Genomic DNA, 14,895 nt, shown 5'->3' with positions numbered 1-14,895 from the left:
GGGCCGGTGTTCTACCGGCCCGTTGTCTTTGGTGCGTGGCGATTCTCAATCGTCGTTGATCCTGCTCAGTGCCGCCGCCTCGGCGCCCGATGTGCGATGCGCCTTGGTGACGGCATAGCGGTCGAGCGTCGCAGCGCGCGCGGCCGCGTGGTCGACGATGGGCAAGGGATACGTCTCGCCCAACGCGACGCCTGCTTCCTTCAGCACATTGGCCGGCGCCGTCCATGGCGCGTGAATGTACTTGTCGGGCAGGTTCGCCAATTGCGGCAGGTACTTGCGGATGAAGCGGCCTTGCGGGTCGAACTTCTCCGATTGCGTGACCGGGTTGAAGATGCGGAACCACGGTTGCGCGTCGCACCCGCTGGAGGCAGCCCATTGCCAGCCGCCGTTGTTGGCGGAGAAGTCGAAATCGTTGAGCACGTTGGCAAAATACTGCTCGCCGCGTCGCCAGTCGATGCCGAGGTCCTTGATGAGAAAGCTCGCCGCCACCATGCGCAGGCGGTTGTGCATGTAGCCGCTCTGGAAGATCTGCAGCATGGCTGCGTCCACGAGCGGATAACCGGTGCGGGCGGCCTTCCACGCTTCGAAGCGCGCATCGCCGGTGTCTCCGTCTACCCAGCGGATGCGGTCGAATTCCGGATGGAACGCGGCGCCGTCTGCCAAGTCAGGGCGGTGATGCAGGATCATGAAATAGAAGTCGCGCCAGACCAACTCCGACAGCCACGTCGTCGCGCCCCGACTGCCGCGCAGCATGGCGGCATGCGCGCGCGCTGCGAGCGTGCGGATCGACACGGTGCCAAAGCGCAGGTGCGTTGACAGATAGCTGGGTCCGCGCACGGCGGGAAAGTCGCGGCGCGCATGGTAGTCGTCCATGCGCTCTTCAAACTCGTCGAGCAAGGCCTGGCCGCCCGACATGCCAGTGGGCAGGGCGATCTCCGACAGATTGGTGCGTGCGAAGCCCATCGCTTCCAACGCTGGCGTCGCGTGCGAAAGCGCCTGCGGCGGCTTGGCCAGCGCACCTAGGTAAGGCTCAGTCGGATACGCGCGCAAGTCGAACGGTGTCAACGCTGCCAGCCACGCGTTCTTGTAAGGCGTGAAAACGCCGTACGGTTTGCCTTGCCCGTTCAGGATTTCGTCGCGCTCGAAGATCACCTGATCCTTGAAGTCGAACCAGGCGCACGGCTGCTGGGCCAGCACTTTGCGCACCGCTTCATCGCGGGCCTGCGCAGAAGGTTCTTCGTCATGGTTGGCGAAGACGGCTTCGACGTTGAGCTGGCGCGCGATCTCCGGAATCGCCTGGCGCGGGTGATCATGTACGACGATGAGGTCGCCGCCGGCCTCGCGCAACGCGCTGCGCAGTTCCTCGATGGACGCGCGGATGAACTCGATGCGGCGGTCGGCCTTGAGCCCGCGCGCGAGCAGCGCGTCGAGGATGTCGCGGTCGAATACGAACACGCAATAGACCTCGCGGCAGTGGCGCAAGGCATAATGCAGCGCCGCGTGGTCGAAGTGCCGCAGATCGCGCCGGAACCACACTAGGCCTCGCTGGAAGTGCGCTCCGATGTTGTACGGCTGGCGGCTTGGGGCGGTGGAGGGCATCGGATGGAATCGGTTGCTCTTTATACCGGCCGAGCGTATCGCAAAAATCGCCCCTTTTTGTCTTGTTCACGTTGTTGTCATGGCTGATTCTTCTCGTCTTCCGCTGTATCGCATCCTGCAATCCCAGGGCTTCGGCACGCGCCGCTATTGCAAGGACCTCGTGCTCGCGGGTCTGGTCTTCATCAACGGTGTCGAGATGGAAAGCCCGGATGCGCTGGTCGATACCGCCGGCCTGGTGCTGGATGTCGACGGCGAGCGCTGGGCATACCATGCCCGCGCCTATCTGATGCTCAACAAGCCGGCTGGCGTCGAGTGCTCGCAAAAGCCGAAACATCATCCGAGCGTGTACACGCTGCTGCCGGTGCCGCTGCGCGAGCGCGCCGTGCAGTGCGTCGGGCGGCTCGACCAGGACACCACGGGGTTGCTGCTGCTGACCGACGACGGCCAGTTCGTCCACACCATCACCAGCCCGCGCCACCAGGTGCCCAAGGTGTATGAAATCACCACCGCCGAGCCCGTGACCGATGCGCAGATCACCCAGCTGTACGCCGGCGTGCTGCTGGCCGACGAAAATGAAAACGTTGCCGCCGCCTGGGCCGAGCGCGTAGACACGCATCACCTGCGCATGGCGCTCACGCAGGGCAAATACCACCAGGTGAAACGCATGGTGGCCGCCGCCGGCAACCACGTGGCCGGATTGCATCGCAGCGCCATCGGCGGCTTGTCGCTCGGCGATCTGGCGCCCGGCGAGTGGCGCTGGCTGGAAGCCGCCGATCTGGAAGCGCTGAACACCACGCCGCCGCACGCCAGCGGGTCAAGTGCCTGAAGCGGCACAATGCGCAATCCCAAAAAACCTTGCGCCGAGAGCCGATTCCTCCAAATGAGAGGGGCAGCGGCCGGGGGCTTTTGGTAAACTCCCTCTCATGGCCTCGCCTGACGCACTCATCAATCTCACGAACCAGTTCCTGATCGCTATGCCCGGCATGGCGGATTCGACGTTTTCGGGCACGGTCGTGTACATGTGCGAGCACAACGAGCGCGGCGCGCTCGGGCTCGTGATCAATCGGCCTATCGACATCGATTTGGCGACGCTGTTCGACAAGATCGACCTCAAGCTCGAAATCCATCCCCTCGCAGAACAATCCGTGTACTACGGCGGCCCGGTGCAGACCGAGCGCGGCTTTGTGCTGCACGACGCCACAGGCGCGTATTCGTCGTCGCTGGCGGTGCCGGGCGGGCTGGAAATGACGACCTCCAAGGATGTGCTGGAAGCCGTCGCCCAAGGCGGCGGCCCGCACCGCTTCATCCTGACCCTCGGGTATGCCGGCTGGAGTGCCGGCCAACTGGAAGACGAAATCAGCCGCAACGGCTGGCTGACTGTCCAAGCCGATCCCGAGATCATCTTCAACGTGCCTCCCGAAGAGCGGTTTGCCGCGGCGCTAAACCTGCTGGGCATCAACCCCGCCATGCTGTCGGGCGAGGCAGGGCATGCCTGAGCCGGCGCGTCCGGCCCTCCCTTCCGTGCCCGCAGAAGGCACCTTGCTGGCATTCGATTACGGCGAAAAACGCATCGGCGTCGCGTTGGGCAATTCCATTACGCGCTCGGCGCGGGCGCTGGAAACCATTCCTAACCGCTCGGTCGATTTCCGTTTCGCGCAGATCACGCGGCTTGTGGGCGAATGGCAGCCGGTCGGCTTTGTAGTCGGCATGCCCGTCCACCCCGACGGCGAAGAGCAGCCGATGATCAAGCTCGCCAAGCGCTTCGGCAATCAATTGCACGGCCGCTATGGCCTGCCGGTCACCTGGGTGGACGAGCGCTATTCGTCAATCGCCGCGCAGGACGCTGGTGCCTCCGACGATGTGCTCGACGCAGAAGCCGCGCGCATCATCCTCCAACAGTTTTTCGACGAACACGCATGACATCGCAACAGATCGATGCCGAGGCGCTGTACCAGAGCCTCGTTGCACAACTGCGCACGCGGCTGGCCGACGGCCACACCTGGTCGGTAGCCGGCATTGTCAGCGGCGGCGCCTGGATCGCCAAGCGGCTAGCGCATGACCTTGGCCTGCCCGATTACGGCGTCGTCAACGTTGCGATGCACCGCGACGATTACGCCAAGAAAGGCCTGCACGCCAAGGCGCAACCGACCACGCTGCCGTTCGACGTGAACGAGCGCCGCATCCTGCTGGTGGACGACGTGCTGGCCAGCGGTCGCACCATCCGCGCGGCCATCAATGAACTGTTCGACTACGGCCGCCCGGCGGCGGTGGAGCTTGCCGTATTGGTCGACCGCGGTGAACGCCAACTGCCTGTTGCGCCGGATTACATCGGAGAACGCATCACGCTGCCCGCCGATGAATCGCTCGTGCTGAGCGAAGCCGGCGAGGGCGCTGCCGCGCGCTTCACCTTCACGCGCGAGCCCAAGGGCACCTGATTTCAAGCGCGCACCGCACCCGCTTTGACCTGACCTGTACTGACCTCGTCGCCTTTCGTTTCTCATGCCCAAGACTTTCGCCAACCCGCAGCTCACGAAAAACGGCGAGCTCAAGCACCTGCTGTCGATCGAGGGGCTGTCGCGCGACATCCTCACGCACGTTCTGGACACCGCGCAGCAGTTCGTCTCCGTGTCGGATTCCGACCGCGAGGTGAAGAAGGTACCTCTGCTGCGTGGCAAGAGCGTGTTCAACCTGTTCTTCGAGAACTCCACGCGCACGCGCACCACGTTCGAGATCGCAGCCAAGCGGCTGTCGGCGGACGTGATCAACCTGAACATCAACGCGTCGTCCACCAGCAAGGGTGAGTCGCTGCTCGACACGATCAACAATCTGTCGGCGATGCAGGCGGACATGTTCGTCGTCCGCCACGCCAGTTCCGGTGCGCCGTACCTGATCGCGGAGCACGTCGCGCCGCACGTGCACGTGATCAACGCGGGCGATGGCCGTCATGCGCACCCGACGCAGGGGCTGCTCGACATGTACACCATCCGCCACTACAAGAAGGACTTCTCCAACCTGACGGTGGCGATCGTCGGCGATATCCTGCACTCGCGCGTGGCGCGTTCCGACATCCACGCTTTGACGACGCTGGGCTGCGCCGAAGTGCGCGCCATCGGTCCGCGTACGCTGCTCCCGGGCGGGCTGGAGCACATGGGTGTGCGCGTCTTCCACAACATGGAAGAGGGCCTGAAAGGCGTGGATGTGGTCATCATGCTGCGCCTGCAGAACGAACGCATGAGCGGCGCGCTGTTGCCCTCGGCGCAGGAATACTTCAAGGCCTACGGCCTCACACAGGAGCGCCTGGCGCTGGCCAAGCCGGACGCCATCGTCATGCACCCCGGCCCGATGAACCGCGGCGTGGAGATCGACTCCGCTGTGGCAGACGGCGTGCAATCGGTGATCCTGAATCAGGTGACGTTCGGCATCGCCGTGCGCATGGCGGTCATGGGCATTGTGGCTGGCAACAACGACTAAGAAAAGCAATGAAACTGCATATCAAAGGCGGCCGCCTGATCGATCCGGCTAACGGTATCGACGCACAACAGGATCTGTACATCGCGGCGAGCAAGGTGGTCGGTGTCGGCCACGCGCCGGCGGATTTTCATGCCAACAAGACCATCGACGCGACGGGCTTGGTTGTTTGCCCGGGCCTGATTGACCTGTCCGCTCGCCTGCGCGAGCCGGGCTTCGAATACAAGGCCACGCTCGAGTCGGAAATGGCGGCGGCCATGGCCGGCGGTGTGACCTCGCTCGTGTGCCCGCCGGACACCGACCCAGTGCTGGACGAACCCGGCTTGGTCGAGATGCTCAAGTTCCGCGCGCGCAACCTGAATCAGGCGCACGTGTATCCGCTCGGTGCGCTCACTGTCGGTTTGAAGGGCTCGGTGCTGACCGAGATGGCCGAATTGACCGAATCCGGCTGCGTGGGCTTCTCGCAAGCCGACTCGCCGATCATCGATACGCAGGTGCTGATGCGTGCGATGCAATATGCGCAGACCTTCGGCTTTACCGTCTGGCTGCGCCCGGAAGATCCGTATCTGGGCAAGGGTGGCGTGGCTGCAAGCGGCCCGCTGGCTTCGCGCCTGGGCCTGTCCGGTGTGCCGGTGATGGCCGAGACCGTGCGCCTGCACACCATCTTCGAACTGATGCGCAGCACGGGTGCGCGCGTGCATCTTTGCCGCCTGTCGTCTGCTGCGGGCATCGACCTCGTGCGTCGCGCCAAGGCCGAAGGCCTGCCGGTGACGTGCGATGTGAACGTCCACCATATTTCTCTGACCGACGTCGACATCGGCTACTTCAATTCGCAGATGCGCTTTGTACCGCCGCTGCGCTCGGGCCGCGATCGTGACGGTATCGTGCGCGCGCTGGCCGACGGCACTATCGACGCAATCTGCTCGGACCACACGCCCGTGGACGACGACGAGAAGCTGCTGCCTTTCGCCGAAGCCACGCCCGGTGCGACCGGCCTAGAAACCCTGCTGCCGCTCACGCTGCGCTGGGCCGCCGAGCACAAGGTCGAATTGCCGAAGGCGCTGGCCCGCATCACGAGCGAACCCGCCCGCGTGCTGGGTCTGCATGCGGGCTCGCTGGAGGTAGGTGCGATGGCCGACGTGTGCGTGTTCGATCCGGATGCGACATGGAAGCTGGAGCCGCGCACGCTGCGCAGCCAAGGCAAGAACTCGCCGTACCTGGGCTTCGAGCTGGCTGGCCGCGTACGCGCCACGATGGTTGCAGGCCATCTTGCCTATGACGGGCATTGATCAACGCATGGCAGGCGCGCCCGCCGAGGGGAGCACGCCGCAGCGCAAGCATGTGCTGCGCAAGCTGCGTTTGCTCGTGCATCTGGCAGAAGGTCTTATCACGTGCGCGCTACTGTTCTGGTGGGTAAAGCCTGAGACGAAGCAGGCGCTGATTCAGCGCTGGTCGCGCAAGTTGCTCGCGCTGTTCCGCGTCTCGCTCGTCGTGCATGGCGAGCCGGTCGCGGGCAAGGAGTTGGCTGGCTCCATGCTGGTGTCCAACCACGTGTCGTGGATTGACATCTACGCGATCAACAGTTGGTATCCGCCGCGCTTCGTCGCCAAATCGGAGATTCGCGGCTGGCCGGTGATTGGCTGGCTATGCGCGCAGACGGGCGTGCTGTTTGTCGAGCGCGCCCGTAAGCGCGATGCGCATCGCATCATGCACGTCATTGCAGATGCGATGCGTTCGGGGGATGCCATTTGCGTGTTCCCCGAGGGCACGACGTCTGACGGGCTGCAACTACTGCCGTTCCACGCCAACCTGTTTCAGGCGCCCGTCAGCGCTGGCGCACCCATCCGCCCGGTGGCGCTGCGCTATCGCATTGCCGAGACGGGTGAGTTGACGACCATTCCAGCGTATATCGGTGATCTGTCGATGATGGACACGATCAACGCCATGCTGAACGGGCCGCCGTTGGTGGTGGAAGTGTTTGTGGGCCCCGCCGTGGCCCCCGAGATGGACCGTCGTGCGCTGGCCGCACATAGCCAGGAAGCCGTTGCGACCCTGATCGCTCGCGCGGGCTAGGTCAAACGGCTATTTCTTTTTGTGCGCGAGCGGGTCCTGCGCCTGCTCGCAATCCACCTGGATCACGTCACGCCCGGCTGGCGCCAACGACAGCTTTGCCGCTGTCAGCTTGCCGCCCCAGACGCAGCCGGTATCCAGGCCCATCACATCGTCGCGCATCACCAGTCCGCGCGTAGACCAATGCCCAAACACGATTGGCGTGCCTCGCGTGCGGCGGCCCGGCACGTCGAACCACGGCATGTGGCCATCCGGCGCGCCATCGGCATCCGTTGTCTCGAATTCCATCGTGCCGTCGGGCTTGCAGAAGCGTAGGCGTGTCAGGGCGTTGATGGTCAGGCGCAGGCGGTCCATACCGACGAGATCGTTGCTCCACGTGTCCGGATGGTTGCCGAAGGCGTCGGCCAGGAAGGTTTTCCAATGTGGGCTGCGAAGTTCGCGCTCCACTGCACCGGCCAGCTCCAGTACGTCGCCTGTTGTCCACTGCGGCAGGACGCCGGCGTGCACCATCAGGAAGCTGTTTTCGAAGATGGCCAGCGGCTGGTGGCGTAGCCATGTGATGAGCTGGTCGCTATCGGGGGCGGAGAGGATGTCGGCGATCGTGTCTCGCTTGCCGGGTTTTCGGACGCCTGCAGCTACGGCCAGTAGGTGGATGTCGTGGTTACCCAGGACGGTGCGTGCGCGTCCTGCTTCGCAAAGCGCGATGACTTGGCGCAGCGTGGCGAGCGACTCGGGGCCGCGGTTGATGAGGTCGCCGACGAAGCGGAGGGGGGTGTTGGCGGGTAGGGCGGCGAGCAGCGACTGGAGAGGGGAGCAGCAGCCTTGGAGGTCGCCGATGGCGTGCGGAGGGTTAGCTACTACTTTCATGTGCGGTTAACCACGCATTCAGCGAGTATGAGGCGTCTCGGTCTCAAGTGTTACAACGCGCTACAAAAAGATCGGCCGCTTTGACAGGCTATGTCTGGGGGTCGGATAGAATACGCGACTTCTTACCATTGTTAGCACGTCCGTGGATTCCCACTGGGATGGAGAGCGGATTTAACGCGTGCGAATGTCCGTGTCAAGGAGTACACAGTTTGTCCCATATTCTGGTCACCGGGGGTGCCGGCTTCATTGGCGGCAATTTCGTTCTGAACTGGCTGGCGGATCCCAATGCTGACGGCATTGTTAACGTCGACAAGCTGACGTATGCCGGCAATCGTAAAACGCTAGCACCGGTTGAGGGCGATCAGCGTCATATTTTTTCGCAGACAGACATTTGTGATCGCGCCGCTTTGGATCGTCTGTTTCTCGAACACCAGCCGCGCGCTGTGGTGCACTTTGCAGCAGAAAGCCACGTCGATCGGTCGATCCACGGGCCGAGCGAATTCGTTCAGACCAACATCGTTGGTACGTTCACCTTGCTGGAGGCTGCGCGCGCCTACTGGGGCGGGCTGGATACCGACGCCAAGGCTATATTCCGATTTCTCCATGTTTCGACCGACGAGGTGTTCGGCTCGCTCGGTCCCGATGATGCGCAGTTTTCGGAAACCACACCGTATGCGCCAAATAGCCCATATTCGGCATCCAAAGCCGCATCCGATCATCTAGTGCGCGCTTATCACCATACGTATGGCTTGCCGGTTCTCACGACGAACTGTTCCAACAACTACGGTCCATACCATTTTCCCGAAAAGCTGATTCCGCTGATGATCGCGAACGCGCTCGGCGGGAGGCCGCTCCCGGTTTATGGTGACGGCCAGAACGTGCGGGACTGGCTTTACGTTGGCGACCATTGCGCCGCCATTCGCGAAGTGCTGGCGCGGGGCCGTCTGGGTGAAACCTACAACGTTGGCGGCTGGAACGAGATGACCAATCTTGAGGTTGTGCACACGCTGTGCGACCTGTTGGACCAACTCAAACCGAAGGTAAGTGGCTCTTACCGAGACCAGATCACGTTCGTGAAGGATCGCCCCGGCCATGACCGTCGCTATGCGATCGATGCCCGCAAGTTGGAGCGTGAGCTGGGGTGGAAACCTGCCGAGACGTTCGAGACCGGACTGCGCAAGACTGTGCATTGGTACTTGGACAATCAAGCTTGGGTGCAGGATGTGATGTCTGGCGAGTACCGGAACTGGCTTGCCACCCAATATACGGCATAACGTGACGGCGGCTCCGACGCTTCTAGTTACAGGGGGCAATGGCCAAGTTGGATTCGAACTGCGCCGTAGCCTAGTACCGCTCGGCCGCGTCATTGCCCTAGACCGAAGCCAATGCGACTACTTGTGCTTGGATGACTTGCGTCGCGTTGTGCGTAGCGTATGCCCAGATGTGATTGTCAACGCCGCAGCCTATACCGATGTGGATGGTGCCGAGTCGGATATTGAGACAGCCTATGCTGTCAACGGTATCGCAGCTGGTGTTCTTGCAGAAGAGGCAAGTGCACTCGGCAGCCTGTTGGTGCATTACTCCACTGACTATGTGTTCGACGGTAGGAAGGCAGAGCCTTATGTTGAGACTGATCCAGCCAATCCTCTATCCGTTTATGGCAAAAGTAAACTGGCTGGCGAGGAGGCAATTGCGGCGGCCGCCCCCCCGGCGCTTGTTTTGCGAACCAGTTGGATCGCGGGTGCTCACGGCAACAATTTCGTTAAAACCATACTTCAGCGAAGTCGTGAGTCGTCAAACCTGAGCGTTGTCGCTGATCAGGTCGGTGCCCCAACAACGGCATCTCTAGTCGCCGATGTGACGGCACAAATCATCAGTCGTTTCTGGCTAGGGGGGGAGCGGACGTCGTTCCCTGCAGGGGTCTACCATTTGGCGGCGGCAGGCGAAGTCAGTTGGCATGGTTATTCGGTTGAGTTGCTTCGCTATGCGGCAGCACTTGGTGTCGATATGAAGATCAACCCCGCCAGAATTGAGGCAGTTCCAGCATCCACATATCCGCGCATTGCCACACGACCCGAAAATTCGTGTCTGGATACACACAAATTGCGCCAGACATTTGGGCTGCATCTCCCAGATTGGCAGTCTGGCATACATCATCTGCTTGAGCAGATTCTTCTCTGAGATCACCCATCATGCGCAAAGGTATTATTCTCGCCGGCGGCTCCGGTACTCGATTGCATCCGGTTACTTTGGCAATTAGCAAGCAGCTGCTGCCGGTGTACGATAAGCCGATGATCTATTACCCACTGTCCACTCTGATGCTAGCGGGTATACGCAATATTTTGATTATTAGCACGCCACAGGATACTCCTCGTTTTCAGCAGTTGCTTGGAGACGGCCATCAATGGGGTATGAATCTTGAGTATGCAGTGCAGCCAAGTCCAGATGGCCTAGCACAAGCGTTTATTATTGGAGAGAATTTTCTGGATGGTGGGCATAGTGCGCTTGTGTTGGGTGATAACATTTTTTATGGTCACGATTTTCAGAATATGCTAAAGCGTGCCAACCAGAAAACAATCGGCGCAACAGTTTTTGCCTACCACGTGAATGATCCAGAGCGGTACGGGGTAGTTGCATTTGATGCCGATCAGCGGGTTAGCAGTATTGAAGAAAAACCTACTACTCCGAAGAGTAAGTTCGCAGTGACAGGTCTGTATTTCTACGATAACCAAGTGGTGGATATAGCGAAGAACGTGAAACCAAGTCCACGTGGTGAACTGGAAATCACGGCCGTCAACCAGGCATATCTTGAGAAAGGTGAACTCGACGTGCAGATCATGCACCGAGGTTATGCGTGGCTAGACACTGGTACGCACGAAAGTTTGCTGGAGGCGGGGCAGTTCATTGCCACACTCGAGCATCGTCAAGGGTTGAAGATCGCTTGTCCAGAAGAAATTGCTTGGCGCCAAGGATTCATTACGGCCGAACAGTTTGAGAAGCTAGCCTACCCGCTGGCTAAAAACGGGTATGGCCAATACATGCTCGGCTTGTTAAGAGAAGACGGCGCGTGATGAAAGTCGTACCCACAGACATTCGCGGGATGCTGATTATCGAACCCGAGGTGTTTGGAGATTCTCGTGGTTTTTTCTATGAGAGTTTTAATCAAAGGGCTTTTCGCGAGGCTACGGGCATTGCCGAAGTATTCGTCCAGGACAATCAAAGTCGAAGCCATAAGGGCGTGCTGCGAGGTCTTCACTACCAAGTTACGCAGCCGCAGGGGAAGCTCATCCGAGTGGTGCGAGGTGCTGTATTTGACGTGGTCGTTGACATTCGTGCGGATTCACCGACTTTTGGCCGCTGGGTTGCAACCCAGTTGACTGAGGAGAACCGCCGACAGGTCTGGGCGCCTGCCGGGGTCGCGCACGGCTATCTTGTTATCTCTGATGTTGCGGATCTTCTTTACAAAGCCACCGATTACTATGCACCGCAGTTCGAGCGTTGTATCAAATGGGATGATCCCATTTTGAATATTTCGTGGCCATTTAAAGAGCATGGGATCACAGCTCCTCAGCTCTCGGACAAGGATCTAAACGGATCAAAATTCAGTGCATACGCATGGTCGAAAGGAAAATGAAGTTCGCCCGAAGTTGTAATCATCAAGACGGAAAGTGATGTGATAGAAGCCTCTAACCTGCCTCTAGCACTAGAGTAAGATCGTTGGAAGCTTCTGCTCTTTGAGAGGGTATATGGAGATAAGTCTATCGGCAATCGACAAGTCTCGGTTTGGGGTGACCACCGCGAAATCGAGAATTCGGCGAGGAGACTCGGTTGTTGAATTGATTGCCCAAGCGAGAGCGCTACAGGCGGAATTGCTGATCGTCCGGTTGCCAACAATTGATATTGCATTGGCCCAAGAACTCGAAAGGTTTGGTGCAATGTTGGCTGATACCTTGATCTACTACGAAAAAAAGCAAGTAGAAGAATACAAGGTGGAACTACCTACAGGATTTCGTGCTTGTCTGGCGGACGAAGGGGACGCTGAACTCGTCGAACAAGCGGCAGAGAGTGCTTTCAAGGGCTATTTTGGCCACTATCACGCCGATCCGCACCTTGAACGGCATGATTGTGACGCCGTCTATGCGTCTTGGGCGAGGAGTTCCTGTGTAGATCAAGGTGTAGCGAATGCTGTTGTTTTAGTTAAATCAGGGGTTGAAGTAGCTGCATTTGCCACTTTGAAGCGGCTAGATGAAGCTCGCTACGAGGGCGTACTCTTCGGCGTATCACCCAAGTATCGGAACAATGGGCTTCATATGGCGCTTATGAGATTAGCGCAGAACTGGGGCGTTGAAAATCATGCGCCATCATTTCTGACCTCCACTCAGATAAATAACGCTCCTGTTCAGAAGAATTGGTGCCGGGCTGGGCTTGAACCACTTAACAGTTTCTATACTTTTCATATATGGCTACGAAATTGATTCCATTCAACAAGCCTTATCTCCACGGTCGTGAACTTGCATACATTGCTCAGGCCGCTTTGGCGGGCAAGGTCGCCGGAGATGGTCTTTTTTCAAAAAAATGCCATAGTTTCTTTGAGCGCCACTTCGGTTTCAAGAGAGCACTGTTAACGACGTCTTGTACTGACGCGTTGGAAATGTCTGCGCTGCTGCTGAATATTCGAGAGGGTGACGAGGTAATTGTGCCTTCTTTTACGTTTGTTTCAAGCGCGAACGCATTTGTACTGCGCGGAGCAAAATTGGTATTTGCCGACAGCGCGATTGACAATCCGAATATTGATTTTCAATTGATCGAATCACTGATTACTCCTCGCACTAAAGCAATCGTTGTGGTGCATTATGCAGGGGTTGCTTGTGATATGGATGGAATTATGGATGTCGCATCGCGACATAATATCGCTGTGGTGGAGGACGCCGCGCAAGCGATCGATTCTTACTACAAAGGTAGGCCGCTAGGCGGCATCGGGGTATTGGGGGCGTTTTCGTTTCACGAAACAAAGAATATTATTGCCGGTGAAGGTGGCTTACTCAGCATAAATGATGAGCGTTATATTGCTCGTGCTGAAATAATCCGAGAGAAAGGCACCAATCGAAGTGCTTTTTTCCGCGGCGAGGTAGATAAATACGGTTGGGTAGAAGTTGGGTCCTCTTTCTTGCCATCAGATATTGTCGCTGCCTATCTTTTTGCGCAGTTGGAAAATCTGGATGCTATTCAGGTTCGCAGAAAAACCATTTGGTCCAGGTATTGGAAGAACCTGAAGGATGTACTGCCTGAAATGGGCATTGGGATGCCAAATATCCCGGAATGGGCAACGAACAATGCCCATATGTTCTATCTGGTGTGTAATGATCTGCGCCAGCGCACTGATTTGATTGCCACATTGAAGAGCGCAGGCGTCATGGCAGTATTCCACTATCTGTCTTTACACAACAGCCCCTACTTCAAAGAGCGCCATGATGGGCGTCCATTGCCGAACAGCGATCGTTTCTCTGATTGTTTGGTTCGCTTGCCACTGTACTTCGACCTGTCGGATGACGATGTGGATTATATCTGCCAAATCATCATTGATCACTGCAAAAACAAGAAATGCGGAGCTTGAGCTATATTTATGCGAACCGCATACTCGGCTCTCTTAACTGGTTGCGCTCAGCTTTCCAAGGTTCTGGCAGGTTTTGTGTTACTGAAAATGATTGCCTATTACCTTGGAGCAGCGGGTTTGGGGGCGCTCGGTAACTTCATGAGTTTGACCACGATCGTGTCCATGCTCGCGGGCGGTGGAGTAACGAATGGGGTCATTAAGTATGTAGCCGAGTATAAAGGGGCGAAAAAAAAATTGTCGGAATTCGTCAATTCCGCAGTAGTGTATTCCTGTATCGCGTCTTTAGTAATTATGATCCTGGGGATGTCTTTCTCGGGGGTTATATCTCAGGTTATTTTTGGATCGCCGGAACTGCGATGGATCATCATTTTATCGGCATTATTTCAGTTTTGTTTCGCATTTGCCAATTTAGTGACGGGGGTTGCCACAGGCCTCGGTGAGGTACGGGCCGTCGCGAAGATTCAGATTGTTGGCAATGTTATTGGTCTGCCAATTGCATACCTGTTGTTGAGATTATTTGGTATTGTTGGTGCGGCAATAGGGATACTGGTAGTTCTTGGCGCACAGTTTCTACCCGCCTACGTCGCCTTTTACCTCTCAAGGTTCAAAATTGCTTGGATTCGGTTGGATGCAGCTAAGCCGCATGTCCGCAGTCTGCTGCTTTATACCGTAATGATCGCGACCAGCGTGATTGCCTTTCCAGTGATTGAGATAGCCATCCGAGATCGATTGATCCGGTATGCCGGATATCATTCGACCGGAATATGGCAGGGTGCTGTGAAGCTTTCAAGTGCCTATTTGAATTTTTTCAGTATTTTTCTGGCTTATTACTTCGTTCCGCTCGTGTCTGCGGTGAAGGATAAGGGGGAAGTCGCGAAGTATGCCTGGCGAGCATTGGTTGTGATCTCGTTGTTGTTCGTCGGGGGGGCTGCAGTTTTCTATTTTTTTCGGGATTTCTTTATATCGCTGTTGCTGTCAAGCAATTTTTCGGATCTCCGAGACTTTATTGTATTTCAACTGATCGGGGATTTTTTTAAAGCAGGTGCTTATGTGTTCGGCTATATCGCAGTCGCGAAGGCTGCGGCAAAGCTATATATAGTGGCGGAAATCGTGCAGAGTGTTGGTTTCTTTGGATTAGCCATACTCTTTGGTATGTATTTGCAGCCGCTGCAATCTGTTTTCTTGGCTTACATGGTGAACTATATGATCTATTTCTTTGTGGCGGTGCTTGTTTTCGTGCGCTGGAGAAAGGATTAGATTTTTCATACGGCAGAGAC

Annotated in this window: 16 protein-coding genes; 14 read left to right on the top strand and 2 right to left on the bottom strand. The window is 57.9% G+C overall.

Translation table 11 applies throughout. From position 1 onward, the window contains the following. Positions 1-45 precede the first annotated feature (45 nt). A complete protein-coding gene (locus NG898_RS16090) occupies positions 46-1,599 on the bottom strand; it encodes a cryptochrome/photolyase family protein (RefSeq protein ID WP_252693353.1) in 1,554 nt (517 codons plus the stop codon). A gap of 79 nt (positions 1,600-1,678) precedes the next feature. On the opposite strand from NG898_RS16090, the gene NG898_RS16085 reads away from it, so the two are divergent. From NG898_RS16085 to NG898_RS16055, 7 genes are all read left to right on the top strand, one after another. Then, complete coding sequence (locus NG898_RS16085) at positions 1,679-2,425, top strand: pseudouridine synthase (protein ID WP_252693352.1); 747 nt, start codon at positions 1,679-1,681, stop codon at positions 2,423-2,425. Positions 2,426-2,522: 97 nt separating this feature from the next. Further along, on the top strand, positions 2,523-3,095 hold the full coding sequence (locus NG898_RS16080; protein WP_012435022.1) for a YqgE/AlgH family protein: 573 nt from the start codon (positions 2,523-2,525) through the stop codon (positions 3,093-3,095). Next, complete coding sequence (gene ruvX / locus NG898_RS16075; RefSeq protein WP_252693351.1) at positions 3,088-3,519, top strand: Holliday junction resolvase RuvX; 432 nt, start codon at positions 3,088-3,090, stop codon at positions 3,517-3,519. The genes NG898_RS16080 and ruvX overlap by 8 nt, the downstream gene beginning before the upstream one ends. Then, a complete protein-coding gene (pyrR, locus tag NG898_RS16070; RefSeq protein ID WP_252693350.1) occupies positions 3,516-4,034 on the top strand; it encodes a bifunctional pyr operon transcriptional regulator/uracil phosphoribosyltransferase PyrR in 519 nt (172 codons plus the stop codon). Before ruvX ends, pyrR begins: the two co-directional genes overlap by 4 nt. Positions 4,035-4,098: 64 nt before the next feature. Beyond that, a complete protein-coding gene (locus NG898_RS16065) occupies positions 4,099-5,070 on the top strand; it encodes an aspartate carbamoyltransferase catalytic subunit (RefSeq protein WP_065856972.1) in 972 nt (323 codons plus the stop codon). A gap of 8 nt (positions 5,071-5,078) precedes the next feature. Continuing rightward, complete coding sequence (locus NG898_RS16060) at positions 5,079-6,356, top strand: dihydroorotase (RefSeq protein WP_252693349.1); 1,278 nt, start codon at positions 5,079-5,081, stop codon at positions 6,354-6,356. Beyond that, a complete protein-coding gene (locus tag NG898_RS16055) occupies positions 6,343-7,140 on the top strand; it encodes a lysophospholipid acyltransferase family protein (protein WP_252693348.1) in 798 nt (265 codons plus the stop codon). The genes NG898_RS16060 and NG898_RS16055 overlap by 14 nt, the downstream gene beginning before the upstream one ends. A gap of 9 nt (positions 7,141-7,149) precedes the next feature. On the opposite strand, the gene NG898_RS16050 is transcribed toward NG898_RS16055, so the two are convergent. After that, positions 7,150-8,004: a symmetrical bis(5'-nucleosyl)-tetraphosphatase gene (locus NG898_RS16050; RefSeq protein ID WP_252693347.1), complete on the bottom strand. Its 855-nt coding sequence runs from the start codon at positions 8,002-8,004 to the stop codon at positions 7,150-7,152. Positions 8,005-8,213: 209 nt separating this feature from the next. Here NG898_RS16050 and rfbB point away from each other — a divergent pair, with 209 nt between their 5' ends. From rfbB to NG898_RS16015, 7 genes are all read left to right on the top strand, one after another. After that, a complete protein-coding gene (gene rfbB, locus NG898_RS16045; RefSeq protein WP_252693346.1) occupies positions 8,214-9,278 on the top strand; it encodes a dTDP-glucose 4,6-dehydratase in 1,065 nt (354 codons plus the stop codon). After that, a complete protein-coding gene (gene rfbD / locus NG898_RS16040) occupies positions 9,268-10,185 on the top strand; it encodes a dTDP-4-dehydrorhamnose reductase (RefSeq protein WP_252693464.1) in 918 nt (305 codons plus the stop codon). The genes rfbB and rfbD overlap by 11 nt, the downstream gene beginning before the upstream one ends. Before the next feature lie 11 nt (positions 10,186-10,196). Continuing rightward, the gene (rfbA, locus tag NG898_RS16035; protein WP_252693345.1) at positions 10,197-11,075 is read left to right on the top strand and encodes a glucose-1-phosphate thymidylyltransferase RfbA; all 879 of its coding nucleotides are present in this window, start codon (positions 10,197-10,199) and stop codon (positions 11,073-11,075) included. Further along, positions 11,075-11,638, top strand: coding sequence for a dTDP-4-dehydrorhamnose 3,5-epimerase (gene rfbC / locus NG898_RS16030; protein ID WP_252693344.1), 564 nt, complete (start codon positions 11,075-11,077; stop codon positions 11,636-11,638). Before rfbA ends, rfbC begins: the two co-directional genes overlap by 1 nt. A 202-nt stretch (positions 11,639-11,840) precedes the next feature. Next, positions 11,841-12,479 (top strand): GNAT family N-acetyltransferase, encoded by a 639-nt coding sequence (locus tag NG898_RS16025; RefSeq protein ID WP_252693343.1) that lies wholly within the window; start codon positions 11,841-11,843, stop codon positions 12,477-12,479. Further along, a complete protein-coding gene (gene rffA, locus NG898_RS16020; RefSeq protein WP_313904449.1) occupies positions 12,476-13,618 on the top strand; it encodes a dTDP-4-amino-4,6-dideoxygalactose transaminase in 1,143 nt (380 codons plus the stop codon). Before NG898_RS16025 ends, rffA begins: the two co-directional genes overlap by 4 nt. A 9-nt stretch (positions 13,619-13,627) precedes the next feature. Continuing rightward, positions 13,628-14,875, top strand: coding sequence for an O-antigen translocase (locus tag NG898_RS16015; RefSeq protein ID WP_252693341.1), 1,248 nt, complete (start codon positions 13,628-13,630; stop codon positions 14,873-14,875). The last annotated feature ends 20 nt before the right edge of the window (positions 14,876-14,895 follow it).

Source organism: Ralstonia mojiangensis, assembly GCF_023955645.1.
GTDB lineage: Bacteria > Pseudomonadota > Gammaproteobacteria > Burkholderiales > Burkholderiaceae > Ralstonia > Ralstonia mojiangensis.
The sequence above is the reverse complement of the archived record's forward strand: the minus strand, read 5'-3'. Positions and strand labels throughout refer to the sequence as shown.